The 24,594-nt window shown below is 70.3% G+C and carries 22 protein-coding genes; 5 read left to right on the top strand and 17 right to left on the bottom strand.

Translation table 11 applies throughout. The annotated features are described in order from the left end of the window. Nucleotides 1-15: 15 nt before the first annotated feature. The 4 genes from GON04_RS12660 to GON04_RS12645 form a co-directional block, all read right to left on the bottom strand. Complete coding sequence (locus GON04_RS12660) at nucleotides 16-912, bottom strand: 5'-nucleotidase (protein WP_157398201.1); 897 nt, start codon at nucleotides 910-912, stop codon at nucleotides 16-18. Next, nucleotides 912-2,132: a type II secretion system inner membrane protein GspF gene (gene gspF, locus GON04_RS12655; protein ID WP_157398200.1), complete on the bottom strand. Its 1,221-nt coding sequence runs from the start codon at nucleotides 2,130-2,132 to the stop codon at nucleotides 912-914. The genes GON04_RS12660 and gspF overlap by 1 nt, the downstream gene beginning before the upstream one ends. Nucleotides 2,133-2,261: 129 nt before the next feature. Continuing rightward, nucleotides 2,262-3,884 carry an AMP-binding protein gene (locus GON04_RS12650; RefSeq protein WP_157398199.1) on the bottom strand — a complete coding sequence of 541 codons (1,623 nt, stop codon included), beginning with the start codon at nucleotides 3,882-3,884 and terminating at the stop codon, nucleotides 2,262-2,264. Nucleotides 3,885-3,897: 13 nt separating this feature from the next. After that, a complete protein-coding gene (locus tag GON04_RS12645) occupies nucleotides 3,898-4,371 on the bottom strand; it encodes a MarR family winged helix-turn-helix transcriptional regulator (RefSeq protein ID WP_157398198.1) in 474 nt (157 codons plus the stop codon). 128 nt (nucleotides 4,372-4,499) lie between these two features. Here GON04_RS12645 and GON04_RS12640 point away from each other — a divergent pair, with 128 nt between their 5' ends. From GON04_RS12640 to GON04_RS12630, 3 genes are all read left to right on the top strand, one after another. Next, nucleotides 4,500-5,762: a class I SAM-dependent methyltransferase gene (locus tag GON04_RS12640; RefSeq protein WP_157398197.1), complete on the top strand. Its 1,263-nt coding sequence runs from the start codon at nucleotides 4,500-4,502 to the stop codon at nucleotides 5,760-5,762. After that, entirely contained in the window at nucleotides 5,762-6,085 is a 324-nt protein-coding gene (locus GON04_RS12635) for a DUF1840 domain-containing protein (RefSeq protein WP_157398196.1), read from the top strand. Before GON04_RS12640 ends, GON04_RS12635 begins: the two co-directional genes overlap by 1 nt. A 71-nt stretch (nucleotides 6,086-6,156) precedes the next feature. Then, nucleotides 6,157-7,758, top strand: a complete 1,602-nt coding sequence (locus GON04_RS12630; RefSeq protein WP_157398195.1) for a M20/M25/M40 family metallo-hydrolase — start codon at nucleotides 6,157-6,159, stop codon at nucleotides 7,756-7,758. A gap of 10 nt (nucleotides 7,759-7,768) precedes the next feature. On the opposite strand, the gene GON04_RS12625 is transcribed toward GON04_RS12630, so the two are convergent. The 9 genes from GON04_RS12625 to GON04_RS12585 all read right to left on the bottom strand — a co-directional run bounded on the left by GON04_RS12625 (nucleotide 7,769) and on the right by GON04_RS12585 (nucleotide 18,511). Next, complete coding sequence (locus GON04_RS12625; RefSeq protein WP_157398194.1) at nucleotides 7,769-8,770, bottom strand: Bug family tripartite tricarboxylate transporter substrate binding protein; 1,002 nt, start codon at nucleotides 8,768-8,770, stop codon at nucleotides 7,769-7,771. Nucleotides 8,771-8,843: 73 nt separating this feature from the next. Next, nucleotides 8,844-9,833, bottom strand: coding sequence for a tripartite tricarboxylate transporter substrate-binding protein (locus tag GON04_RS12620; RefSeq protein ID WP_157398193.1), 990 nt, complete (start codon nucleotides 9,831-9,833; stop codon nucleotides 8,844-8,846). A gap of 90 nt (nucleotides 9,834-9,923) precedes the next feature. Then, entirely contained in the window at nucleotides 9,924-11,198 is a 1,275-nt protein-coding gene (locus GON04_RS12615; RefSeq protein ID WP_157398192.1) for a phenylacetate--CoA ligase family protein, read from the bottom strand. Continuing rightward, nucleotides 11,195-12,070, bottom strand: coding sequence for an ABC transporter ATP-binding protein (locus GON04_RS12610; protein ID WP_232532981.1), 876 nt, complete (start codon nucleotides 12,068-12,070; stop codon nucleotides 11,195-11,197). Before GON04_RS12610 ends, GON04_RS12615 begins: the two co-directional genes overlap by 4 nt. A 148-nt stretch (nucleotides 12,071-12,218) precedes the next feature. Next, entirely contained in the window at nucleotides 12,219-13,532 is a 1,314-nt protein-coding gene (locus GON04_RS12605) for an ABC transporter substrate-binding protein (RefSeq protein ID WP_157398191.1), read from the bottom strand. Nucleotides 13,533-13,626: 94 nt separating this feature from the next. Next, nucleotides 13,627-14,703 carry a branched-chain amino acid ABC transporter permease gene (locus GON04_RS12600; RefSeq protein ID WP_157398190.1) on the bottom strand — a complete coding sequence of 359 codons (1,077 nt, stop codon included), beginning with the start codon at nucleotides 14,701-14,703 and terminating at the stop codon, nucleotides 13,627-13,629. A 37-nt stretch (nucleotides 14,704-14,740) separates the two neighbouring features. Continuing rightward, complete coding sequence (locus GON04_RS12595) at nucleotides 14,741-15,670, bottom strand: branched-chain amino acid ABC transporter permease (protein WP_157398189.1); 930 nt, start codon at nucleotides 15,668-15,670, stop codon at nucleotides 14,741-14,743. Between the two features lie 8 nt (nucleotides 15,671-15,678). Continuing rightward, nucleotides 15,679-16,509, bottom strand: coding sequence for an ABC transporter ATP-binding protein (locus GON04_RS12590; protein ID WP_181654020.1), 831 nt, complete (start codon nucleotides 16,507-16,509; stop codon nucleotides 15,679-15,681). A gap of 55 nt (nucleotides 16,510-16,564) precedes the next feature. Next, nucleotides 16,565-18,511 (bottom strand): AMP-dependent synthetase/ligase, encoded by a 1,947-nt coding sequence (locus GON04_RS12585; protein ID WP_157398188.1) that lies wholly within the window; start codon nucleotides 18,509-18,511, stop codon nucleotides 16,565-16,567. Nucleotides 18,512-18,625: 114 nt separating this feature from the next. Between GON04_RS12585 and GON04_RS12580 the strand changes: the two genes are divergently transcribed. Both GON04_RS12580 and GON04_RS12575 read left to right on the top strand, forming a co-directional pair. Further along, nucleotides 18,626-19,378: a Crp/Fnr family transcriptional regulator gene (locus GON04_RS12580; protein WP_157398187.1), complete on the top strand. Its 753-nt coding sequence runs from the start codon at nucleotides 18,626-18,628 to the stop codon at nucleotides 19,376-19,378. Continuing rightward, nucleotides 19,371-20,147: a pseudouridine synthase gene (locus GON04_RS12575; RefSeq protein WP_157398186.1), complete on the top strand. Its 777-nt coding sequence runs from the start codon at nucleotides 19,371-19,373 to the stop codon at nucleotides 20,145-20,147. Before GON04_RS12580 ends, GON04_RS12575 begins: the two co-directional genes overlap by 8 nt. A 3-nt stretch (nucleotides 20,148-20,150) precedes the next feature. Here GON04_RS12575 and GON04_RS12570 read toward each other — a convergent pair whose 3' ends face one another. Genes GON04_RS12570 through GON04_RS12555 form a run of 4 tightly spaced genes read right to left on the bottom strand, consistent with a single transcriptional unit; the run spans nucleotide 20,151 to nucleotide 24,553 of the window. Further along, on the bottom strand, nucleotides 20,151-21,038 hold the full coding sequence (locus GON04_RS12570; RefSeq protein WP_157398185.1) for a spore coat protein U domain-containing protein: 888 nt from the start codon (nucleotides 21,036-21,038) through the stop codon (nucleotides 20,151-20,153). Continuing rightward, nucleotides 21,035-23,353 (bottom strand): fimbria/pilus outer membrane usher protein, encoded by a 2,319-nt coding sequence (locus tag GON04_RS12565; protein ID WP_181654019.1) that lies wholly within the window; start codon nucleotides 23,351-23,353, stop codon nucleotides 21,035-21,037. The genes GON04_RS12570 and GON04_RS12565 overlap by 4 nt, the downstream gene beginning before the upstream one ends. A gap of 28 nt (nucleotides 23,354-23,381) precedes the next feature. After that, nucleotides 23,382-24,134: a fimbrial biogenesis chaperone gene (locus GON04_RS12560; RefSeq protein ID WP_157398183.1), complete on the bottom strand. Its 753-nt coding sequence runs from the start codon at nucleotides 24,132-24,134 to the stop codon at nucleotides 23,382-23,384. A 2-nt stretch (nucleotides 24,135-24,136) separates the two neighbouring features. Further along, nucleotides 24,137-24,553: a hypothetical protein gene (locus GON04_RS12555; protein WP_157398182.1), complete on the bottom strand. Its 417-nt coding sequence runs from the start codon at nucleotides 24,551-24,553 to the stop codon at nucleotides 24,137-24,139. Between the last annotated feature and the right edge of the window lie 41 nt (nucleotides 24,554-24,594).

Below are 24,594 nucleotides of genomic sequence, written 5' to 3'. Positions count from 1 at the left end.
ACCCTGAAGCGGGGCTTAAGCGTTGGTGATGCCGCCGGCCACGTGGCCGGCCGGCACGTGCAGCGAGGCCTGGTCGACGTGCCGGGTCTGGTCGTCGAAGAAGAAGTCGGGCTCGAACTCGCGCAGGAACTCGCCCTTGGGCAGGCCGCCCAGGAACATGGCCTCGTCGACCTTGATGTCCCATTCCATCAGCGTGCGGATGGCGCGCTCGTGCGCCGGCGCGCTGCGCGCCGTGACCAGCGCGGTGCGGATCTGCATGGCCGGCGTACTGGCCGCCTGCAGCCGGTGCAGGGCCGCCAGCAGCGGCTTGAACGGCCCGCCCGGCAGCGGCTGCGCGGCCTTGCTCAGCTCGTGCTCCTGGAAGGCGTCCAGCCCGTCGCGCTGGAACACCTGCTCGGCCTCGTCGGAGAACAGCACGGCGTCGCCGTCGAAGGCGATGCGCACCTCGTTCGGGTAGTTGCTGCCGGCCAGTACCGACTCGGTGAGCACGCGCGCCGCCGGGAAGCCCGCCGCCAGCGCATCGCGCACGTCGTCGGCGTTGGCCGAGAGGAACAGGTGCGCCTGCAGCGGCTTGAGGTAGCGGAACGGCGAGCGGCCCTGGGTGAACACGCCGCGCTGCAGCTTGATCTGGTTGGCCTCGCCGGAGCGGAAGATGCGCATGCCCGAGACCGGGTCGTTGCGCGACAGGATGACCACCTCGACCCGCTGCGAGGTGGTGTCGTTGAAGGCCAGCAGCTTCTTGATCAGCGAGAAGGCGATGCCGGGACGCGCCGGCTCCTCCAGCCGCTGCAGCTGCAGCGCCATGTAGGCCCGGGGATCGCCGCTCTCGAACAGGCGGTTCTCCTCTTCCAGGTTGAACAGCGCCCGCGAGGAGATCGCCACCACCAGCTTGTCGCCGCCGAACACCCCCATCAGCGCACCCACTGGTTGAGCTGGATGATGGGCAGCAGCACCGCCAGCACGATCAGCATCACGACCATGCCCATGGCCACGATCAGCAGCGGCTCCAGGATGGTGGCCAGCGCGATGGCGCGGCGCTGCACCTCGTTGCCCAGCTGGTTGGCGGCCCGCTGCAGCATCACCGGCAGCTGGCCGGTCTGCTCGCCCAGCCGGGCGAACATCGACAGCAGGCCCGGGAAGCGCTTCTTCTGCGCCAGCGCCGACGCCAGCGGCGCGCCCTCGCGCACCAGCACCAGGGCGTCGAGCGCGTCGGCCCGCATGGCGCGGTTGTTCAGCGTTTCGGCGGCGGCCTGCAGGGCGCGCAGGATGGGGACGCCGGCGCCGGTGAGCATGGCCAGGGTGTTGCCGAACTGGGCGCTGTTGTAGCCGCGCGCCAGCCGCCCCAGCACCGGCACGCCGAGGAAGCCGGCATCGAAGCGCTCGCGGAAACCGGCGTTGCGCAGCAGGAAGCGCAGCGCGATGGCGCCGCCGGCCAGCAGCACGGCAACGATCCAGCCCCACTGTCGCACGAAGGCACTGACACCCAGCATCGCCACGGTGAGGAAGGGCAGGGCGCGCTTGGTGCCGGCGAATACGTTGGCGACCTGCGGCACCACGTAGGTCACCAGGAACACCACGATGGCCAGCGCCACCACGGTGACGATGGCCGGGTACAGCGCCGCGCCGGTCAGCCGGGCCTTGAGTGCCTGGCGGTTCTCCAGGTCGTCGGCCAGCCGTTCCAGCACCAGCCCGAGGTCGCCGCTCTGCTCGCCGGCGCCGACCACCGCGATGTAGATCTCGGAGAACTCGCGCGGGAAGTGCGCCAGCGCCGACGCGAAGGTCGAGCCCGCGTTGACCTCGGCCCGCAGCGCCGCCACCAGGTTGCGCTCGGGCACGGCATCGGCCTCGTCGGCCAGCGCCGTCAGGGCGCGCTCGAGTTGCAGGCCGGAGCTGACCAGACCGGCCAGCTGCCGCGTCCAGACGGTCAGCTGGGTGGCGTTGAAGACGCGCCGGCCCCAGCGCCGCGGGCCGCCGTCGGCCGATCCGGGGCTGCCGGCCACGGTCTGCACCGCCAGCGGGATGAGCGACTGGGCGCGCAGCTGGCCGCGCGCGGACTTGACCGAGTCGGCCTCGAGCACGCCCTTGCGCGTGTGGCCCTGGCTGTCGAGTGCTTCGAACGAATACGCAGGCATTGCTGGATGAGGTCTGGGTCGGGGTGGCCGTCCCGCCGCGGCGCACCGTGCCGGCCGCCGCCGTCCCCCGGCCTCGGGGGAGTGTAAGCATGTTGCGCAGGCGGCGGCGTGGGCCGGCCGCCCTGCCGGCTAGGCGCGCGCGCGCTCCAGCTCGCGCAGGCGGAAGCGTTGCAGCTTGCCGGTCTCGGTGCGCGGCAAGGCGCCCAGGAACTCGATCTCGCGCGGGTACTTGTAGGGCGCGATGGTGGCCTTGACGTGCTCCTGCAGCGCCTTGGTCATGGCCGGACCCGGTTCGTGGCCGGGCTTGAGCACGCAGAAGGCCTTGACGATCATGCCGCGCTCGTCGTCCGGCTTGCCGATGACGCCGCATTCGGCCACGGCCGGGTGCCGCAGCAGGGCGTCCTCGACCTCGGGGCCGCCGACGTTGTAGCCGGCCGTGATGATCATGTCGTCGGCCCGGGCCTGGTAGAAGAAGTAGCCGTCGGCATCCTGCATGAAGGCGTCGCCGGGATGGTTCCAGCCGCCCTGCACGTACTGGGCCTGGCGCGGGTCGTCCAGGTAGCGGCAGCCGGTCGGGCCGATGACGGCCAGCTTGCCGACCGTGCCGCGCGGCACCTCCTGGCCGTCGTCGTCCACCACCCGGGCCTGGTAGCCGGGCACCACCTTGCCGATGGCGCCGCGCCGCACCTCGTGCGGGCCGGACGAGATGAAGATGTGGAACATCTCGGTGGCGCCGATGCCGTCGAGCATCTCGATGCCGCTGGCCTGCTTCCATAGCTGGCGGGTGGCATCGGGCAGGCCTTCGCCGGCGCTGACGCACACGCGCAGGCGACCCACGCCCAGCTCGCGCGCGAACGGCGCCATCTGGCGGTAGAAGGTCGGGGCGGTGTAGCAGATGGTGGCGCCGACCTCGCCGATGGTGCGCACCAGCGCCTCGGGCGTGAACGGCCCGTCGCCGAAATGGACCGAGGCCCCGGCCCACATCGGGAACACAAGCAGGCCGCCCAGGCCGAAGGTGAATGCCAGCGGGGGCGAGCCGACGACGATGTCGTCCGGCGTGGCCTGCAGCACGTGGCGCGGCCAGGCTTCGCAGGCCGCCAGCACGTCGCGGTGGGTGTGCACCGCGGCCTTGGGCTTGCCGGTGGTGCCGGAGGTGAAGGCCAGCAGCGCGATGTCGTCGGCGGCGGTGGGGCAGGGCGGAAAGCCACCCGCCTTGCCCGCCGCCAGCACGGCGAGCGAACCGGGCTCGTCCGTGTTGAAGGGCACGATGGCGCGCACCCCGGCCCGGCCCTCGCAGGCAGCGCGCAACTCGTCGAGCAGCCGGCCGTCGCACAGGGCGACGGCCGGCTGCGCCTTGTCGAGGATGTCGCCCAGTTCGCGCGCACGCAGCAGCGGCATGGTGGCCACGGCCACCATGCCGGCCTTGACGACGGCCAGCCAGGCCAGCGCCAGCCCGATCGAATTGCCGCCGCGCAGCAGCACCCGGTTGCCGGGCACCAGGCCCAGGTCCTCGACCAGCACCCGGGCGATGCGGTCGACGTGCTCGCGCACCTCGTCGTAGCTGAGCGTGAGGCGGGTCGAGCGCAGCAGCGCACGCCCGGCCCAGCCCTTGTCGGCGGCGCGGTCCAACAACTCCTCGACCAGGTTCAGGCGGTCCGGCAGACGCAGTTCCGGCCGGTCGTAGCGCAGCTGCGGGCGCTGTGCGGGCGGCGGCAGCCGGTCGTGGACGTAGCGGTCGGTCTGGGCAGACATGGCGCGGTCCCCCTCAGGCGGGCTGCTGCTGGCCGAGCGCGTGGGCCTTCACCTTGCCCAGCAGCCGGTGCAGGACGGCGATGTCCTTGTCGGACAGGCCGGCGAAGGCCTCGACGATCCAGGCCTCGTGCTCGCGCGCCATGTCGTGGAAGAGCTTGCGACCACGCGGGGTCAGGCGCACCCGGTAGGCGCGGCGATCGCCCTCGACGTCGATGCGGTCGACCAGGCCCTCGGTCGCCAGCTGATCGGTGATGCCGGTGACGTTGCCGCCGGTGACCATCATGCGGCGCGACAGCTCGTTCATCTTCAGCCCATCCGGCGCACGCTCCAGCTGGGCCATCAGGTCGAACCGCGGCAGCGTGGTGGCGAAGCGTGCGCGCAGCTGGCTGCGCACCTGCTTTTCCACCAGCTGCGTGCAGGTCAGCAGCCGCAGCCACAACCGCAGCGCGTCGGGGTGCTCGCTGTGCGCGCGCGCTTCCATGTCCATGGCGGGGCCCGGGAGTTCAAGACCTAAATAGTTTAAGCCTCAACAAATCAGTGTCAACCGCGGAACGCGGCCTCGTCCTACAAACTCGGCTGTTGACGGGCTCTCGGCGACTTCGCAAGAATTTGTGCATGGACACATTGGTCAGACGGATCGAGGGGCAGCTCGAGCAGCTGCCGGTGCCTGTGGCCGTGACATTGCCCAGCGGCCGGCACGCGGGCAAGGGGCACCCGAGCGTGGTGCTGACGTTCCGCGACTGGTCGGCCCTGGCCGTCATGGCGGCCGGCCAGATCGGGCACATGGCGGAGGACATCGTCGAGGGCCGCATCGCCGTCGAAGGCCGCATGCGCGACCTGATGGCGGCGGCCAGCGCCCTGCTGCCCGGCAGCCCGGTGGGCAGCGACACCGGCTGGTGGACGCAGGTGATCCGGCGGGCCCGCTCGATCACGTCCCACTCGCCGCAACGCGACGCGCAGCAGATCCAGTTCCACTACGACGTCTCGGACGATTTTTACGCCTTGTGGCTGGACCCGCGCCGGGTCTACTCCTGCGCCTATTACCGCGACACCGGCATGTCGCTGGCGCAGGCGCAGGAAGCCAAACTCGACCACATCTGCCGCAAGCTGATGCTGCGGCCCGGCGAGCGCTTCCTCGACATCGGGGCCGGCTGGGGCGGCCTGTTGCTGTGGGCGGCCGAGCACTACGGGGTCGACGCCACCGGCATCACGCTGTCGCGCAACCAGCATGCGCACGTGCAGCGCCTGATCGAGGAGCGCCGGCTGCAGGCGCGGGTGCGCGTGGAACTGCGCGACTACCGCGACCTCGACGAGGCGCAGGGCTACGACAAGATCGCCTCGGTGGGCATGTTCGAGCATGTCGGGCTGGTCAACATGCCGGTCTACTTCGGCAAGATCGTGCGCCTGCTCAAGCCGGGCGGGCTGGTCATGAACCACGGCATCACCGCCGGCGGCGTCGGCACCAGCCAGCTCGGGGCCGGCATGGGCGACTTCATCGACAAGTACATCTTCCCCGGCGGCGAGCTGCTGCACGTCAGCCAGGTGCTGCGCGAGGCCGCGCTGGCCGGGCTGGAGATGGTCGACACCGAGAACCTGCGCCCGCACTACGCACGCACCCTGTGGGCCTGGTCGGACGCGCTCGAGTCGCAACTCGACGAGGCGCAGCGCGTGCTCGAGACCACGGGCCGGGCCGGCGACGCCGGCAAGGTGCTGCGCGCCTACCGGCTGTACCTTTCGGGCAGCGCGATGTGCTTCGAGCAGGGCTGGATCGGCCTGCACCAGATCCTGGCCACGCGGCCGGACGGCAGGCCGGAAACGGGCAGCCTGAAGGGCGCACAATCGATGTACCCGTTCAACCGCTCGTACATCTACTCCTGATGCTCTACAAGTTCAAAAGCAAGGCGGCCGGCGACCTGATCATGCTGGAGCCCAACGGCCGCCGGGTGCTGGAGATCATCGGCAAGGATCCTGGGCCGCAGGGCATCATCGAGCCGGACCAGATGCCGGCGGCGGTGGCCGCGCTGGAGCAGGCGATCGTGCAGGAGGAAGCCGACCAGCAGGCGGCGATCGACGAGGCCAAGGCCAACGGCCAGGTCCCGCCCACGTTCCACGACGTCTCGCTGCGCCAGCGCGCCGTGCCCTTCCTCGACATGTTGCGCCGCTGCCAGGCCGCCGGCAAGGAGATCGTCTGGGGCGTGTGAGGCCCACCGCGGGCTAGTCCCGAGCCGCGGCGCAGGCGCCGCATGGCACGCTCCGGGCGCCAAGGAGTGCCATGCCCACGATCCGCCTGCTGGCGCGCGCGCTCGCGCCCCTCACCCTGTCGCTGGCGTGCGCCGGCGCCGCCGGCCAGCCGGTCGCGCTCGACCCCGGGCTGGCACCGCTGGCCGAGAAGGAAGTCCCGGCCCTGCTGGACACGCTGCGCCAGCTCACGGCGGTCGATTCCGGCACCGGCCAGGCGGCCGGCCTCGCGGCCGTCGCCGACACCATCGAGCGGCTGGCGCGCGGCCTGGGCGCCGAGGTCGCGCGGGTCGCGCCGGCGGCCGGCGTGACCGGCCCCAACCTGCTCGTCACCTTCCAGGGCAACGGCCAGCGCCGGCTGCTGCTCATCGCCCACATGGACACCGTCTATCCGGCCGGCACGGCGGCCGCGCGGCCGCTGCGCGTCGAGGGCCGGCGCGCCATCGCGGCGGGCATTGCCGACGACAAGGGCGGCATCGCGGTCTTCCTGCACGCGATGAAGCTGCTGCAGGCACGCGGCTTCCGCGACTACGGGCGCGTCACCCTGCTGTTCAACAGCGACGAGGAGCGCGGCTCGCGCGGCTCGCGCGACCTGATCCGGTCCCAGGCGCTGGCGCACGACGTGGTGCTGAGCGGCGAGCCCACCGGCCTGCCGGAGCGCATCGTCCTGGCCACCTCGGGCGTCGGTTTCCTGTCGGCGCGGGTGCGCTCGGGCAGCGCCGTCGGCGCCGGCGACGGGCAGGCGGTGGAAGAGGTGGCCGACCTCGTCCTGCGCAGCCGCGACGCCTTCCGCAGCGTGCCCGAGACGCGCTTGAACTGGACCGTGTTGCGAGCCGAGGAGGCGCCCGTGCTGCAGCGCCTGCCGGCCGCCGACTGGCAGCTGGCCACGCTCACGTTCCAGGTGCGGGGCCGGCCCTCGCACGCCGGCGGCGCCCCGGACGCCGGCATCAACGCGGTGGTGGAGGCGGCCACGCTGGTGCGCCGGGTGCTGGAGGAGGCGGCGCGCCACCCCGGGGTGCGGGTGCACGCGCGCAGCGCCACCGGCGGCCAGGTGTCCAACATCATTCCCGAGCGCGGCCAGGTCGTCATCGAGGTGGCGCTGCCGCGTGGCGCGCCCGCGCAGCCGGTGCTGGATGCCTTGCTGGTCGCCGGCCGCCAGGCCGCGCTGGCCGGCGCGCGGGTGGAGGGGATTGCGGCCCCCGGCCTGGCCGAGCGCCCGGGGCCGGTGGACACCCGCGTGTCCGCCGACGTGCGGGTGCCGCATGCCGAGGCCTACCAGCAGCTGGTACAGGCCATGCGCCAGCGCGTCGAGCAGAAGCGGCACCCGTCGTCGACGGTCACGCTGCAGGACGGGCTGGCGCGCCCGGCCTACAACGCCAGCGAGGAGGGGCGGCGGCTGGCCGAGGTGGCGCAGCAGATCGACCACGCGCTGGGCGGCCAGCTCGGGCTGCTGGCGCGCAGCTACGGCGGCACCGACGCGGCCTGGGCCGGGCAGTCGGGCAAGCCGGTGATCGAAGGCCTGGGCCTGCCGGGCGGCAACTACCACTCGGCCGACGAGGAGTACGTGCTGGTCGACCGCATCCCGCGGCGGCTGGCGCTGGTGGCGGAGCTGATCCGCGCCCTGTCGCGCCGCTGAGGCGACCCGTTCAGTCGACCTTGGCGCCCGAGTTCTTCACCACCGGCTGCCACTTCTTCAGCTCGGCGTCGATGTGGGCCGCGAACTGCTGCGGGCTGCTGCCGCTCGGGATCGCGCCCTGCGCCAGCAGCTTCTCCTTCATCTCGGGCGTGGCGAGCGCCTTGGCCACCTCCTGGTGGATGCGGTTGGCGATGTCGGGCGACAGGCCGGCCGGGCCGAGCAGGCCGAACCAGGAGCTGGCCTCGTAGCCCTTGAGGTTGCCGGCCTGTTCCACGGTCGGCACGCCGGGCAGTGCGGCCGACGGCTGCGAACTGGTGACGGCCAGCGCCTTGATCCGGCCCGACTTGATCAGTTGCATCGACGAGGGCAGGTTGTCGAACATCACGTCCATGTCGCCGCTCACCAGGCTCAGGAGCGCGGGGCCCGAGCCGGTGAACGGAAAGTGGGTCATGTAGGTCCCGGTCATGGCCTTGAACAGCTCGCCGGCCAGGTGGATCGAGGTGCCGTTGCCGCTCGAGGCCATGTTCAGCTTGCCGGGGTTGGCCTTGGCGTACTTGATGAAGTCGGCCACCGTGTGGATGTTGTTCGCGGCCGCCTTCTGGGCCGGCACCACCATCACGTTGGGCACCGCGGCCACCATGGTGATGGGCGTGAAATCCTTCTGCGGGTCGAACGGCATGCGGGCATACAGCCACTTGTTGATGCTCTGCGTGCCCACCGTTCCCATCAGCAGCGTGTAGCCGTCCGGCGCGGCCTTGGACACGATGTCGGCGCCGATGTTGCCGCCGGCGCCGGCGCGGTTGTCGACCACGAACTGCTGGCCCAGGGCCTTGCTCAGTTCCTGCGCCGTGGCGCGGGCCAGGATGTCGGTGGTGCCGCCGGGGGCGAACGGCACGACCAGGCGCACCGGTTTGTTCGGGTAGCCCGACTGGGCCAGGGCGGGCGCGCCGAGGGCGGCGCCGGCGGCCAGGGCCAGCACGGCGCGGCGGGGCAGGTGGGGGGAGGTGGTCATCGGGTCTCCTGGGTTCGGGTCGGGCAAGCAAAAGGCCGCCCGAAGGCGGCCCCGGCGCGATGGCAAGCGGCCATCAGTCGGCGTAGACGCCGGCGGCCTTGATGATCGGGCTCCACTTGGCGATCTCGGCGGCGACGAACTTCTTGTGCTCGGCCGGATCGGTGCGCTTGTCGGTGACGACCACGGCGCCCAGGCCTTCCTGCTTCTTGATGAACTCGGGGTCCTTCAGGGCCACCTTCAGTGCGTCGTTGAGCTTCTTCTGGATGTCGGCCGGCGTGCCCTTGGGCGCGTACAGGCCGTGCCAGATCGTCACTTCGAAGTCCTTCAGGCCGGACTCCTGCAGCGTGGGCAGGTCCTTCAGCGCCGGCGTGGCGAGGCGCTTGGAGGTGGTGACCGCGAAGGCCTTGACCTTCTTGCCCTCGATCTGCGAGGTGGTGTTGGTGGTCTGGTCGCACATCAGGTCGATCTGCCCGCCGATCAGGTCGGTCATGGCCGGCGCGGTGCCCTTGTACGGCACCGGCGTCATGTCGGTCTTGATGGCGTTCTGGAACAGCAGGCCGCACAGGTGCGAGGCCGAGCCCACGCCGGCGTTGCCCAGGTTGATCTTGCCCTTGTTCTGGCCGATCCAGCTCGTGAGTTCCTTGTAGCTGGTGGCCGTCAGCGCGGGCTTGCCGATCAGCGTCATGGGCACGTCGTTGATCATGCCCAGGTACTCGAAGTCGCTCTCGACCTTGAACGGGATGTTGCGCACGAGCGTGGGCATGGTGGCCATGCCGATGTGGTGCACCAGCAGCATGTAGCCGTCGGCGGGTGCCTTGGCGACCTTGTTGGCGCCGATCGAGCCGCCGGCGCCGGCGGCGTTGTCCACCAGCACCGTGGCGCCGCCGAGCGGCTTGCGCAGGGCCTCGGCCAAGTCCCGGGCCACGCGGTCGGTGGGGCCGCCGGCCGCGAACGGCACCATGATCGTGATGGGCTTGCCACCGGGGAAGGCCGCCTGGGCCTGGGCGCCGAGCGCGGCCACCGACAGGGCGGCCGCGGCCACGATCTTGAGCTTGTTGTTCATGGAGGACTCCTATGGAAATGGGATCGATCCTAGGGCCGCCCGCGCGAACGCCGCATCGCGGAAATTACGTAGCGCGAAAGTTGCCCCTGCTCACCGGTAGCTGCGGGCGTCCTCGATGACCTTGCCGTCGTTGGGCAGGCTGCCCGGCTCGACCAGCTCGACGGATGCGCGCAGCTTGGTGACCTCGCGCACCCCCTCGCCGATGCGCTCGGCCAGCCCCGCCGGGCGTGCAGCCGCCTCGACCCGCAGCGTCATGACATCGTCGGCCATCTCGCCGCTGACCACCAGCCGGGCCTTGCCGGCCTCGGGGAAGCGGCGCATGACCTCGGCCACCTGGCCCGGGTGCACGAACATGCCGCGGACCTTGGTGGTCTGGTCGGCCCGCCCCATCCAGCCCTTGATGCGGGTGTTGGTGCGGCCGCTGGGGCAGGGGCCCGGCAACAGGGCCGACAGGTCGCCGGTGCCGAAGCGCAGCAGGGGGTACTCGGGCTGCAGCGTGGTGACCACCACCTCGCCGACCTCGCCCTCGGGCACCGGGTCGCCGGTGCCCGGCCGCACGATCTCGACGATGACTCCCTCGTCGAGCACCAGTCCCTGGCGCGCGCTGGTCTCGTAGGCGATCAGGCCGACGTCGGCCGTCGCGTAGCTCTGGTAGACGTCGACGCCGCAGCCGGCGAACCAGTCGCGCAGGCTGGGCGGCAGGGCCTCGCCGCCGGTGAGCGCGCGCCGCAGGCTGGACACGTCGCTGCCGCTCTCCTGCGCCTTCTCGAGCAGGATGCGCAGGAAGCTCGGCGTGCCGACGTAGCCGGCCGGCCGCAGGTCGGCGATGGCCTGCAGCTGCTGCTCGGTCTGGCCGATGCCCGCCGGGAACACGCTGCAGCCCAGGGCATGCGCACCCGCTTCCATGATGAAGGCGCCGGGCGTCATGTGGTAGCTGAAGGCGTTGTGCACCAGGTCGCCGGACCGCAGGCCGGCGGCGAACAGCGCCCGGGCCGTGCGCCAGTAGTCGCGCGTGGCCCCCTCGGGTTCGTAGATCGGGCCGGGCGAGGCGAACACGCGCGGCAGCGCCGGCCCGCGCACGGCGGCCGCGAAGCCGCCGAACGGGTCGCTGGCGCGCGCGGCCCGCTGCCGCTCCAGCAGTTCGTGCTTGCGCGTGACGGGCAGGCGCGCCAGCGCCTGGCGCGAGGTGACGGTGCCGGCGTCCACGCCGGCCAGCAGCGTGGCATAGGCCGGCGCCGCCCGCTGCGCATGCGCGACCTGGCGCGCCAGCGCCTGCGACTGCGCCGCCTCGCGCTCGGCCGGCGGGCGCGTTTCCAGGGCGTCGAAGAAGCCGCCGGCGACCGGCGGGAGGGCGCGCGCGTTCATGCCAGCCAGCGCTTGCGGCGCTTGTAGCTCTTGACGTCGCGAAAGTTCTTGCGCTGCGCGCCGCCCATGCCGAGGTAGAACTCCTTGACGTCCTCGTTGCTGGCCAGCTCGGCGGCCGGGCCGTCCATGACGATGCGGCCGCTCTCCAGGATGTAGCCGTAGCTGGCGTACTGCAGCGCCATGTTGGTGTTCTGCTCGGCCAGCAGGAAGGTGACGCCTTCCTTGGCGTTGAGGTCCTTCACGATCTCGAACACCTCCTGCACGATCTGCGGCGCCAGGCCCATGGACGGCTCGTCGAGCAGCACCATGCTGGGATTGGCCATCAGTGCGCGGCCGATGGCGCACATCTGCTGCTCGCCGCCGGAGGTGTAGGCGGCCTGCGAGGTGCGCCGCGTCTTCAGGCGCGGGAAGTAGGCATAGACCTTCTCCAGCCCGGCCTGCACCTCGGCCTTGCTGGAGCGCGTGTAGGCGCCGGTGAGCAGGTTCTCCTCGATGGTCAGGTGGGCGAAGCAGTGCCGGCCCTCCATCACCTGCACCACGCCGCGCCGCACCAGCTCGGCTGGCGACAGGTTCTCGATGCGCTCGCCGCGCAGCTCGATCGAGCCCTTGGTCACCTCGCCGCGTTCACCGCGCAGCAGGTTGGACACCGCCCGCAGCGTGGTGGTCTTGCCGGCGCCGTTGCCGCCCAGCAGCGCCACGATGCCGCCCTCGGGCACCTGCAGCGACACGCCCTTGAGCACCAGGATCACGTGGTTGTAGATGACCTCGATGCCGTTGACGTTCAGCACGATGGACGGCGTCGCGGCCGTCCTCGATGCCGGTTCGCCGGCGGCGTTGACGGCCTTCGGATCCGTGGATGTGTGTTGTTCCATGGTGTGTATCTCGACCAAACGAAAGGCACCGGCCTTTCGTTTGGCGGCCCATCGGGCCGCTGCCCCTCCCGCCTGGCGGGAGGGGGTGGGGGAGGGTGCCGTCAGCAGTCGAGACGCGGGCGCGTCGCGGCTTGCTGACGCCAGTCCGTCAGGACTGGCAGTCGGCGACGGCGCGTCGCGAAAGCTTCTTGTCCGACAGGTACTTCTCGGCCCCGGCCTTGACCATCGGCTTGATGATGGACTCGTCGGCCTGGTACCAGTCGCTGGTGATGTTCCACTTGGCGCCGTCCCAGGTCTGCACGCGCACCCAGGTCGAGCCCATGTGGTCGGAGCAGCTGGTGGACAGCGGACGGATCACGCCCGTGAGGCCCAGCTGGTCGAGCCGCTTCTGGTCGAGGTTGAGGTTCTCCAGGCCCCAGCGCACCTGCTCGGGCGTCATGACCTTGCCCTTGCCGAAGCGTTCCTGCGCCCGCCGCACGGCCTCCACCGACAGCGCCTGGATGATCACGCCACGCGTGTACAGCACCGAGCCCACTTCATCCTTCGGCCCGGTGCCCTGGCCCTTCTCGTGCACGGTCTTGAGGATGTCCTGGATCACCTTCGGCTGGGTGCCGGAGGAGTTGAGGTTCAGCGCGTGGTAGCCCTTGGCGCCCTCGCCGACGTCCTTGACGTCCGGCTCGGCACCGGCCCACCAGACGCCGTACATCTTGTCGCGCGGGTAGCCGGTGGCCTGGGCCTCCTTCAGTGCGGTGGAGTTCATCACGCCCCAGCCCCACAGCATCACGTAGTCGGGCCGCTGCTGGCGCACCTGCAGCCAGGCAGCCTTCTGCTCGACGCCGGGCGCGGTGACCGGGATCAGCAGCAGCTCGAAGCCGTTCATGCGGGCGCGCTCCTGCAGCAGCGGGATCGGCTCCTTGCCGAACGGCGAGTCGTGGTAGACCAGCGCGATCTTCTTGCCCTTGAGGTTGCCGTCCTTCTTGACCAGGTGCTGCACCAGCACGTCGGCGGCGGTCCAGTAGCTGCCCATGAGCGGGAAATTCCAGGGGAAGGCCTGGCCGTCCTGCGCCACCGACAGGCCGTAGCCCAGCGTCAGCAGCGGGATCTTGTCGGCGGCCACCTTGTCGGTGAGGGCGAAGGTGATGCCGGTGGCCTGCGGGTCGAACAGCGTCACGCCCGGGCGGCCCTTGAGCCTTTCGTAGCACTCGACGCCGCGGTCGGTGGCATAGCCGGTCTCGCATTCTTCCCAGGTGAGCTTGACGCCGTTGATGCCGCCGTCGCGGGCGTTGATCATCTTCAGGTAGTCCTGCTTGCCGTTCGCCCATGGCGTTCCGTTCGGCGCGTACGGCCCGGTGCGGTACGACAGCAGCGGGAAGAACTGCTCCTTGGCCTGCGCGAAGGCCGACGCAGCCGACAGGGCCGCGGCAGCCACCAGGCCGGTCGTGAGGAGGGAACGAAGCTTCATGGGTGTCTCCTTCTGAGGGTGAAGCGGGGAAATTGGAACTGCCAGTGGATGCCAGCCGGGGCGCGGACGCATCGGGACTTGCGAGCAAGCCCGCTCAGTGCGGGAACGGCCACAGCCGCAGCTTCTGCTTGCCGGTGGACCACAGCCGGGCCAGGCCGTGGGGCTCGACGATGAGGAACCAGATGATCAGCGCGCCGAAGATCATCAGCTCGGCGTGCGACAGGCCGGCGGTGGAGATGTTCAGGCCGACGGCGCCGGCCAGCGTCGGCAGGAACTGGTTCAGCGCGATGGGCAGCACCACGATGAAGGCGGCGCCGAAGAAGCCGCCCATGATGGAGCCGAGCCCGCCGATGATCACCATGAACAGCAGCCGGAACGACAGGTCGACCGAGAACGCGGCCGGCTCCCAGGTGCCCAGGTAGACGAAGGCCCACAGCGCGCCGGCCACGCCGACGATGAACGAGCTGACGGCGAACGCGCTCAGCTTGGCGTACATCGGCCGGATGCCGATGACGGCGGCGGCGACGTCCATGTCGCGGATGGCCATCCACTCGCGGCCGATGGCGCCGCGCACCAGGTTCTTGGCCAGCAGCGCGATCACGGTGAGCATCACCAGGCAGAACCAGTACTTGCTGAGGGCGCTGTCGATCGGCAGGCCCAGCACCGACAGCGCCGAGACCCCGACCGAGCCCGAGGGCGAGTCGTTCACCAGCCACTTCACGCGCAGGAAGGCCCAGTCGGCGAAGAACTGCGCCGCCAGGGTGGCGACCGCCAGGTACAGGCCCTTGACCCGCAGGCTCGGCAGCCCGAACAGGATGCCGAACGCGGTGGCGCATAGCCCGCCCAGCAGGATGGCGGGCACCAGCGGCATGTCGGGGATGCGGGCGAAGAAGTTGTAGGCGCCGTAGGCACCGGCGGCCATGAAGGCGCCCGAGCCCAGCGAGATCTGGCCGCAGTAGCCCACCAGGATGTTCACCCCCAGGGCCGCCAGCGCCATGATCAGGAACGGGATCAGGATGGCGCGGAACAGGTAGTCGCTGGCCAGCAGCGGCACCACCAGGTACGCGGCCGCCAGCAGCAGCGCGATGGCGAAGCGGTCCTGCAGGATCGGGAAGATCTGCAGGTCGGAGCGGTAGCTGGTCTTGAACTGGCCGTTTTCGCGGTAGAGCATGTGTGATCCAGTCGGTGTTCGGTCTACTGCGACACGCTCAGACGCGGTCGATGATCTTCTCTCCAAAGAGCCCCTGCGGCCGCACGAGGAGGAAGCCCAGGGCGAGCACGTAGGCGAACCAGATCTCGATGCCGCCGCCCACCAGCGGGCCGAGGTAGACCTCGGACAGCTTCTCGCCGACGCCGATGATCAGCCCGCCGATGATGGCGCCGGGCACCGAGGTCAGGCCGCCCAGGATCACCACCGGCAGGGCGCGTAGGGCCACGGTGGTGAGCGAGAACTGCACGCCCAGCTTGCTGCCCCAGATCATCCCGGCCACCAGCGCCACCACGCCGGCCACGCACCAGACGATGAACCAGATGCGCTGCAGCGGGATGCCGATCGACTGCGCCGCCTGGTGGTCGTCGGCCACGGCGCGCAGCGCGCGGCCGGTGCCGGTCTTCTGGAAGAACACGCTCAGCGCGGCCACCAGCGCCGCCGCGATGAGGGCGGCGATCAGGTCTTCCTTGTTGATCAGGAGGCCGCCCTGGAACACCGACTCGAAGGCCATGACCGGGTCCTTGGGCATGCCGATGTCGATCTTGTAGATGCTGTTGCCGAACAGCGTCTGGCCCAGGCCTTCGAGGAAGTAGGCGATGCCCAGGGTGGCCATCAGCAGCGTGGCGCCCTCCTGGTTGACCAGGTGGCGCAGCACCAGCCACTCGACCAGCCAGGCGACCACGAACATCACGGCGCCGGCCAGCACGAAGGCCAGCAGGTTGGCCAGCAGCCGGCTGTCCACGCCGGTCCAGCCGGGCAGCCACTCGGCAAAGCGCGCCATCGCCAGCGCGCCGAACAGCACCATGGCGCCCTGGGCGAAATTGAACACGCCGGATGCCTTGAAGATCAGCACGAAGCCGAGCGCGACCAGCGAATACAGCATGCCGGCCATCAGGCCGCCCAGCAGGGTCTCGAGGAAAAAGCCCATGTGTCGTCCTAGTGCGTGCCGAGGTAGGCCTTGATGACGTCCGGGTTGGCGCGCACCACGTCCGGCGTGCCGTCGCCGATCTTCTTGCCGTAGTCCAGCACCACCACGCGGTCGCTGATGTCCATCACCACGCCCATGTCGTGCTCGATCAGGACCACGGTGGTGCCGAACTCGTCGTTGACGTCCAGCACGAAGCGGCACATGTCCTGCTTCTCCTCGATGTTCATGCCGGCCATGGGCTCGTCCAGCAGCAGCACCTGCGGCTCCATCGCCAGCGCGCGCCCCAGGTCGACGCGCTTCTGCAGCCCGTAGGGCAGCTGGCCGACCGGCGTCTTGCGATAGGCCTGGATCTCCAGGAAGTCGATGATCCGCTCGACCGCCTCGCGGTGCCGGATCTCCTCCTTCTCGGCCGGCCCGATGCGCAGCGCCTGCAGGAACAGGTTGCTGCGGATGCGCAGGTTGCGGCCGGTCATGATGTTGTCCAGCACGCTCATGCCCTTGAACAGGGCCAGGTTCTGGAAGGTGCGGGCGATGCCCATCTCGGCCACCTGGCGGCTGCGCATGTGGCGAAAGCTCCGGCCGCGGAAATCGATGGTGCCCTGCTGCGGCTGGTAGACGCCGTTGATGCAGTTGAGCATCGAGCTCTTGCCGGCGCCGTTGGGGCCGATGATGGCGCGGATCTCGTGCTCGCGGACGTCGAACGAGATGTCGGTCAGCGCCTTGACGCCGCCGAAGGCCAGGGAGATGTTCTTCACGTCGAGGATGACGTCGCCGAACCTGCGCCGGGGCTCGGCGACCTGTTGCTGCGCCAGCAGCGCAGCGTCGGACATCATGTTCATCGCAGGACCTCCGCGCAGCGCGCTGGGGCATCCGCCCACCGGGCGGCCGGGCGGCTCATGCCGCCACCTTCACCGGCGCGAAGGTCTTCGCGTCGACGATCCGGAGGGTGGCGCTCACCATGCCGGTGCGGCCATCCTCGAACTTCACCTGGGTCTCGATGTACTGCTCGGACCGGCCGCCGTACAGCGCCTCCACCAGCACCTGGTATTTCTCGCCGATGTAGCCGCGCCGGACCTTGTTGGTGCGGGTGAGCTCGCCGTCGTCGGCGTCCAGCTCCTTGTGCAGCACCAGGAAGCGGCTGACCTGCGAGCCGGCCAGCCGGGCGTCGGCCGCGAGGTCGGCGTTGACCTTCTCCACGCACTCCTTGATCAGGTCGTACACCTCGGGCTTCTGCGCCAGGTCGGTGTAGCCGGCATAGGGCAGGTTGCGCCGCTCGGCCCAGTTGCCGACGGCGTCGAAGTCGATGTTGACCATCACGCAGACCTGGTCGCGCCGGTCGCCCAGCGCCACCACTTCCTTGATGTGCGGGAAGAACTTGAGCTTGTTCTCGACGTACTTGGGCGCGAACATCGCGCCGTCGTTGGGGCCGCCGGCCAGCCGGCCGACATCCTTCACGCGGTCGATGATCTTCAGGTGGCCCTGCGCGTCGATGAAGCCGGCGTCGCTGGTGTGGTACCAGCCGTCGTTGGTCAGCACCTCGGCGGTGGCCTGCGCATTCTTGTAGTAGCCCTTGAGCAGTCCGGGCGAGCGAACCAGGATCTCGCCGTTGTCGGCCACCTTGATCTCCACGCCCTGGATCGGCACGCCCACCGTGTCGGCGCGGGCCTGGTCGTCGGGCTGCAGGCAGACGAACACCGCCGTCTCGGTGGAGCCGTACAGCTGCTTGAGGTTGATGCCGATCGAGCGGTAGAAGGTGAACAGGTCGGGGCCGATCGCCTCGCCGGCCGTGTAGGCCACGCGCACGCGCGAGAAGCCCAGGTTGTTGCGCAGCGGCCCGTACACCAGCAGGTCGCCCAGGCGGTAGGCCAGCCGATCGAACAGGCCGACCGGTTGCCGGTCCATCAGGGCCGGGCCGACCCGCCGCGCCAGCGCCATGCAGCGGTGGAACAGCCAGCGCTTGACGGCGCCGGCGTCCTCCATCCGGATCATCACGGTGGTGAGCAGGCCCTCGAAGACCCGCGGCGGCGCGAAGTAGTAGGTCGGGCCGATCTCCTTCAGGTCGATCGCCACGGTGCCGGCCGACTCGGGGCAGTTGACGATGTAGCCGCAGGCCAGCCACTGTGCGTAGCTGAAGATGTTCTGGCCCACCCAGGCCGGCGGCAGGTAGGCCAGCACCTCCTCGCGCTCGGTGAGGTGGTCGAAGTCGGCGCCGGCGCGTGCCCGGTCCAGGAGGGTGCGGTGCGAGTGCATCACGCCCTTGGGGTTGCCGGTGGTGCCGGAGGTGAAGAACATCGCCGCGACGTCGTCGGGCGAGGCCTGGTCGACCTCGCGCTGGAACAGGCCGGGGTCGCGTTGCCCGAGCTCGCGGCCGGCCGCGGCCAGGCTGTCCAGCGAGCCCAGGCCCGGCTCGTCGTAGTTGCGCAGCCCGCGCGGATCGTCGTACCAGATCGCCTGCAGGCGCGGGCACTGGGCGCGCACCTCGAGCAGCTTGTCGACCTGCTCCTGGTCCTCGACCACCGCGAAGCGCACCTCGGCGTTGTTGATCGGGAACACGCACTCGGCGCTGGCGGCGTCCTGGTACAGGGGCACCGGCACGGCGCCGAGCGCCTGCGTCGCCAGCAGGGTGGCATACAGGCGCGGACGGTTGGCGCCGATGACGACCACGTGTTCGCCGCGCTGCACGCCGGCCTGGTGCAGGCCGCAGGCGAGATCGCGCGCCAGCTGCGCGAGCGCCGACCAGGTCAGCGTCTGCCAGATGCCGTATTCCTTCTCGCGCATCGCCGCGGCCGCCGGGCGCTGCGCGGCGTGCTGCAGGAGCAGTTTCGGGAACGTCGTCTCCATGGAATCCTCGTCGGCTGGACGGCCGTGATCGGTGCGGGATCGTAGGGCGCACTTTGACGTCGTGATGTCTTTGCGACGACAATTTCCGGGATTCCCCTGAACGGACTAACCCGCATGCCGACCGCTGCGCCCGCGCTCCCGCTGCACCAGCGCCGGCGCCCGCCCACCGCCGCCGAGCTCGACGGCATTCCCTGGCTGCGCCTGCTGCAGCCGCCCGAGCGCGAGCGCGCCATTGCCCATCTCAGCGTGGGCGACGCGCACCCGGGCGAGTTCGTTTGCCGCATCGGCCGGCCGGTGACCTACTGGTTCGGGGTGATCGAGGGCCTGCTCAAGATGCACACCGACAGCGCCCAGGGCCAGACGATGACCTTCACCGGCGTGCCGCCCGGTGGCTGGTTCGGCGAAGGCACGGCGCTCAAGCGCGAGGCCTACCGCTACAACATCCAGCCGTTGCGCAACAGCGTGGTCGCCGGCCTGCCGGTCGACACCTTCCACTGGCTGCTCGACCATTCGATCGGCTTCAACCGCTTCGTGATGAACCAGCTCAACGAGCGACTGGCGCAGTTCATCGCGGCGCGCGAGATCGACCGCCTGGCCAATCCCGACGTGCGGGTGGCGCGCAGCCTGGCCGCGCTGTTCAACCCGGTGCTGTACCCGGGCGTGGGCCAGGTGCTGCGCATCACGCAGCAGGAGCTGGGCTACCTGGTCGGCCTGTCGCGGCAGCGCGTGAACGAGGCGCTGGCGACGCTGGAGGCCGAGGGCGCGATCCGGGTCGAGTACGGCGGGCTGCGCATCCTCGACCTGGAGGCGCTGCGCTCCAGCGGGAAGCCGCTGGCGGTTCTGGGATCATCGGCCGCCCATGACTGATCCCGCCGTCCCCGCCGCCACCACCCGCCTCAACAAACGCATGGCCGAGCTCGGCCTGTGCTCGCGCCGGGAAGCCGACGACTGGATCGCGCGCGGCTGGGTGCGGGTCGATGGCGCCGTGGCACCGATGGGGCTGCAGGTCGGCCCGCAGGCCCGCATCGAGGTCGACCGGCGGGCCACCGGCCAGCAGCAGCAACAGGTGACCATCCTGCTGCACAAGCCGGTGGGCTACGTGAGCGGCCAGGCCGAGGATGGCTACCAGCCCGCCGTGACCCTGGTGCAGGGGCGCAGCCACTGGGGCGGCGACCCGTCGCGCCAGCGCTTCGCCCCGCAGCAGCTGCGTGGCCTGGCGCCGGCCGGCCGGCTCGACATCGATTCCACCGGCCTGCTGGTGCTGACGCAGGACGGCCGCGTCGCCCGCCAGCTGATCGGCGAGGACTCCGGCATGGAGAAGGAATACCTGGTGCGCGTGGAGTTCGGCGCGGTCACGCGCGAGGTGCAGGCGGCCTTTCCCCCGGCGCAGCTGGCACGGCTGCGGCATGGCCTGTCGCTGGACGGCAAGCCGCTCAAGCCGGCCCGGGTCGACTGGCAGAACCCGGAACAGCTGCGCTTCGTGCTGACCGAAGGCAAGAAGCGCCAGATCCGGCGCATGTGCGAGGCGGTCGGGCTGCGCGTGGTCGGTCTCAAGCGCATCCGCATCGGCCGCGTGCTGCTGGGGCAGCTGCCAGTGGGGCAGTGGCGGTATCTGGGGGAGGGGGAGCGGTTCTAGCTCTCAGTAAGTGATAGTGATTGTTCGAGTGTCGGTGCCGTTGCAGGTGCTGCCCGAACAACTGCCGGCCTGACCCGGGTCCACGCTGATGTTGACCGTGTAGGGCTGCGAGACGGCGTTGCCGGTGCCGGTGGCGGCACTGAGCGACAGGTCGTAGGCCAGCTGCACCGTGGTGATGACGCTGCGGTTGCGGTCCAGCGCGATCGTGTAGGTGGTGCCCTGGGTGCAGGTGAGTGCGAAGTTCGACACCCCGGTGATGGCCGTGGGCGAGAACGCCGGGTAGTTGACCGCCACCGGGGTCGGGTCGCTGCTGAAGCGGCAGTCCTTGGGGATGCTGAAGCGGAAGCCGAGCGTCGACGTAGTCAGCAGCCCGCCGTTTTCGTCGTTCAGCTTCACGGTCACGCCGACCGCCGTGTTGACGTAAATCCCGGCCGACACGGTGGTCTGCCCGGCCGGCACCCGCACGAAGATGTCGTAGCTGCCCGAGAAGGTCGAGCCCGTACCGTTGCCGAAGTCGATGGTGTCGACCAGTCCTGCATTGCCGCTCTGGTTGGGCTTCTGTGAGCCGGTGTTCATCCAGACCCCGGTGCCGAACGCGCGCCGATAGATGATGTAGGACAGGTTGCTGCCGCCGCCGATGTCGCGCGGCAGCGAGTTGCCCGTGGCCGGCTGGTTGACGCCGATCCAGATGTCGGCGCGGCGGCCGTCGACGGTCGGGTCGCGCGTGCAATTGAGCGAGAACGCGCCCGGAACGTCCAGGTTGGCGGCGCTGCTGTAGACGCCGGTGAATGGCGAGGGCGACGCGGTGATCGAGCAGGCGACGGCGGCCCAGCCGGCCGGTGCTAGACCGAGCAGGAAGAGGGAGGCGGCCAGGCGCAGCAATCGACTCATCGGGCAACTCCGGTACAGGTCAACGGACCGACCCGGGTGACCTCGTCCGCCGTGCCCGGCGGCAGGACCACCCGCAGCGGGCAGCGCGCGCCCTTCCAGGTCAGCTGCAGCTGGTTGGCGTCCTGCAGCCCGGTCACGTAGGCCTCGCCGCGGCGGGCGACGTAGAACTGCCGGTCTTCGCCGCCGATCTGGACGATGGCACCGGGCGGGGCCGGCTCGCCGTCGTCGAAGTTGATGCGCAGCAACGCGCCACGGCCGCCGCGCACCGAGAACTGCACCTGCGCCACCGATCGCCAGCCGGGCACCGCGTCCACCTCGATGGAATCGATCTCGGCCGTGATGGGCAGGTCATTGGGATCGAGCCGGATCGGGTTATTGGCATAGGGTCGCAAGCGTGGGATGAGCGCATAGCCGCCGGCGTCAGTGCGGGTGCCGGCCTGGGCGCCGACGCCGACCCCGATGTTTGCGTAGCCGGGGACCTCGACCAGGGCGGCCGCGTTGTCGAAGCGCTGCAGCGCATAGCCGCGCCCACCGGTGAACAGCAATCCTCCACTGGCACCCAGCCGCAGGTTGGTCTGTCCCGGTGTGGTGCTGACGTCAGCGGCGACCTGGCCCTTCTGGCCGGCGTAGTAGACACCGGCTTCGGCCCGCGGCTCCTGCTGCTGTTGCGCCACCAGGGCGCGCCAGGCGAGACCGCCGGCGACATCGGGCGAGTGGGTCGCGGCCGAGTAGAAGTCCACGCCCCCCTTATAGGACTGCATGGAGGTGGCGACCACGGTGTTGCGCTCCAGCGGCACGGTGAGCGTCGCCCCCAGCGTGTAGCCGTTGGTGATGCCGGTGGCCCGCGAGTAGTAGGTGTTGAGCAGCCAGTTGTTGCGCAGGACGGCGCTGTAGTTGAGCGATGCGGTGGTGACGGTGCGGTCGCTGTACGGCTTCTGGATCGCTAGGCCGAAGCCGAACGTGCCCCAGAGGGTGCTGACGCTGGCCTGGCTGGCCAGTTGCAGCTGGATGACGGAGATGACGCGGTCCTCGCCCAGGCCACGGAACTCGCGCGACTTGCCTTCCAGCGTGAAGCTGAGGTTGGAGCCGAAGCTGGGCCGGTCGGCGCCCACCAGCCAGCGCGTGCCCGGCCCCAGCATCTGGTCGCGGCTGGCCATTGCGCCGGCCCGCAGCAGCCAGCTCGCGCCCAGCGTGTGGACGCCCGCCACGCCCAGCGCCTGGCGGTCCTGCGTCGCTTCCAGGCGGCCCTCGCCGGTGAACTCGGTCGACAGGCCGCGGCGCCACAGGCCCGAGACGAAGCCGGGGCCGTAGGTGGCATTGGTGATGCCGAGTTCGCGCCGCAGCCCGCCCGCTTCCACGCTCCAGTCGTTCAGGCCCGGGGCGAGCAGGTCGGCCGTGATGAGGAAGGGCTGGGTGATCAGCGTCTCGCGGCCCAGGATGTCGCGCACCTTCACCGTCACCTGGCCATTGCCGACCAGCGTGGGCAGGTTGTCGAGCGTGAACGGACCGGCCGGCACGTTGCTGGTTTGGCGCAGGACGTCGTTGACGTAGAGCTGCACTACCGACGGCGTCGCCGTCTCGCCGGCTACCAGGGGAATGGGCTGGCGGTTCAGGCCAGGCGCGAGGTCGAAATTGCTGCCGAACTGGATGCCGCCGAAATAGGCGGAACGGCCCAGCAGGCTGCTGCGGGACACGGCGTCGCCGATGGTCAGCGTGTGGCCCGAGGCCGGGAAATCACGCCGGAAGCTGGTCTGCAGCCGGGTGAACTTGCGGTCCTCGGCGGCCAGCAGCCGCTGGCCCAGGAATGTCTGGCTGAACACGCCCAGGCCACCCGACCAGCCCACCTCGCCGACCGCGCCGAGGTCGCTTTTCTGCGTGCGCGAGGAATACGCCAGGTTGAGGTCGTAGTTGCCGAACAGCGCCCCCACGGGCTTGCTGCGGTGGGCCCCGACGGGGCCCAGCTCGCGGGCGAGCTTGGTGGCCGCGAAGGCACTCGGCGCGACCTTGAGATTCAGGAACTGCTGCTGCGCATCGACCTGCCCCTCGAGGCCGGCGACCGCCGTCAGGGGCAGGTAGGGAAGACCGCGGTAGGTGACGATGCCGACGTCCATCTGGGCCTGCAGGCGCCAGTTCTGGAACGCCTCCACCGGCGCATACAGCACGCCGCCGCGTTCGAGGATGGGCCAGATGCCACCCGCCGTGCCGTTGACGACGACCTCAAGCGGGAGGACCCGCTCGGGCGTTTCGGTGGCGGCGGGCTGCGCGCCCGCGTGCGTGAGGCCCAGCATGCCGCACGTCACTGCCAGGGCCCGCATGAACCGAAGCCACCTGATCGCGCCCAGCCTACTCCGTGAGCTGGACATCGAAGGTTTGCTTCGATCCGTCGTCGAGTGTCACGGTGAGCTTGGCGGGGCCAGTGCGCAACGGCGTGGCCGCTGCCGGCAGGTCGAACGACCGGCGCACCTGCGGCAGGATGTAGCCGCCCCGGATGTCCTGGTTCAGCGTTTCCCCGGAAGCCGGAGCGAGCGACAGGTTGACGGGTTGCACGTAGGCCTGTCCCGTGTTCTCGCAGGTGACGACGGGTGTGGTGGGGTTGCTCCGCCGGCTCTGGCACACCAGGGTGGGCTTCGCGTTCGGCGGGGTGATGAAGACGGGCAACGAGAACGCCAGGGCGACCTGCACGTTGATGCCGCTCGCCTGGGCCTGGGCTTCCGGGACCTCGCGGACGATGAGCCGGTAGGTCTTCTGGGCATCGGTCGGCGGCGGCCGCAGGTTGGCCAGCCGCACCACCTGCCGGCTGCCGGGGGCGATCTTGAGGATGGGCGGCGCGAGGATTATGTCTTCCGTGGGCGTGAGCTTGTCGGCTCCGTCCTCGCCCTGCGTCCACTCGAAGACGTCGGCCTGCATCACCAGGTCGGTCGTGCCCTCGTTGGCCACCGTGACCGCCGTTGCCCGCTCGCGCGGCTGCATGAAGATGCGCACCGGCGACACCGAGAAGGAGCCGGCATGGGCCGCCGGGAGCAGCCCGGCGACGAGCGCGCAGCCCAGGACGATGCAAGACAGGCCGCGGCCCGGATTCAACCTTCGAACGTTCATGGTCACCAGGCGATGGTCAGCTCAACATAAGAGCCATTATCGGAAGAAACCGATCGCCAACTCGTGATCTGCACGGCGCCGGAAGACAAATCGGACGACTGCGTGCCGGCGACGCGTCCGGACAACAACGCGCCGCCGTACAGGGCCGGGGCTGATCCCGCGCCCAGCGCCGGGCTGGTGAGCATGGTGGGTAGCACCGCCTGGGCCGCCCGCGGCGGCGCGACGCATTGCACGCCGATGCCGCCGCCCTCGGCCACGGCACCGCAGGCGCCGGTGGACGACACGATTTTGACGCGCACCGTCACCGCCACGGACGCCTCGACGGCCTGGGCCCCGGCCGACAGCGCCAGCAACGCCGCGCCCAGCCAGGCCCTGGCGGCGTCCGGCCCTGCGAGCAGATATCTGCGTTCTGCCTGCACCGTGTCCTGTCCGTTCCGGCGTCTTCGTGATCGACCGAGCG

The sequence above is a fragment of the Ramlibacter pinisoli genome (genome assembly GCF_009758015.1).
GTDB classification, from domain to species: Bacteria; Pseudomonadota; Gammaproteobacteria; order Burkholderiales; family Burkholderiaceae_C; genus Ramlibacter; species Ramlibacter pinisoli.
This window is presented reverse-complemented; position numbering and strand designations above follow the sequence as displayed.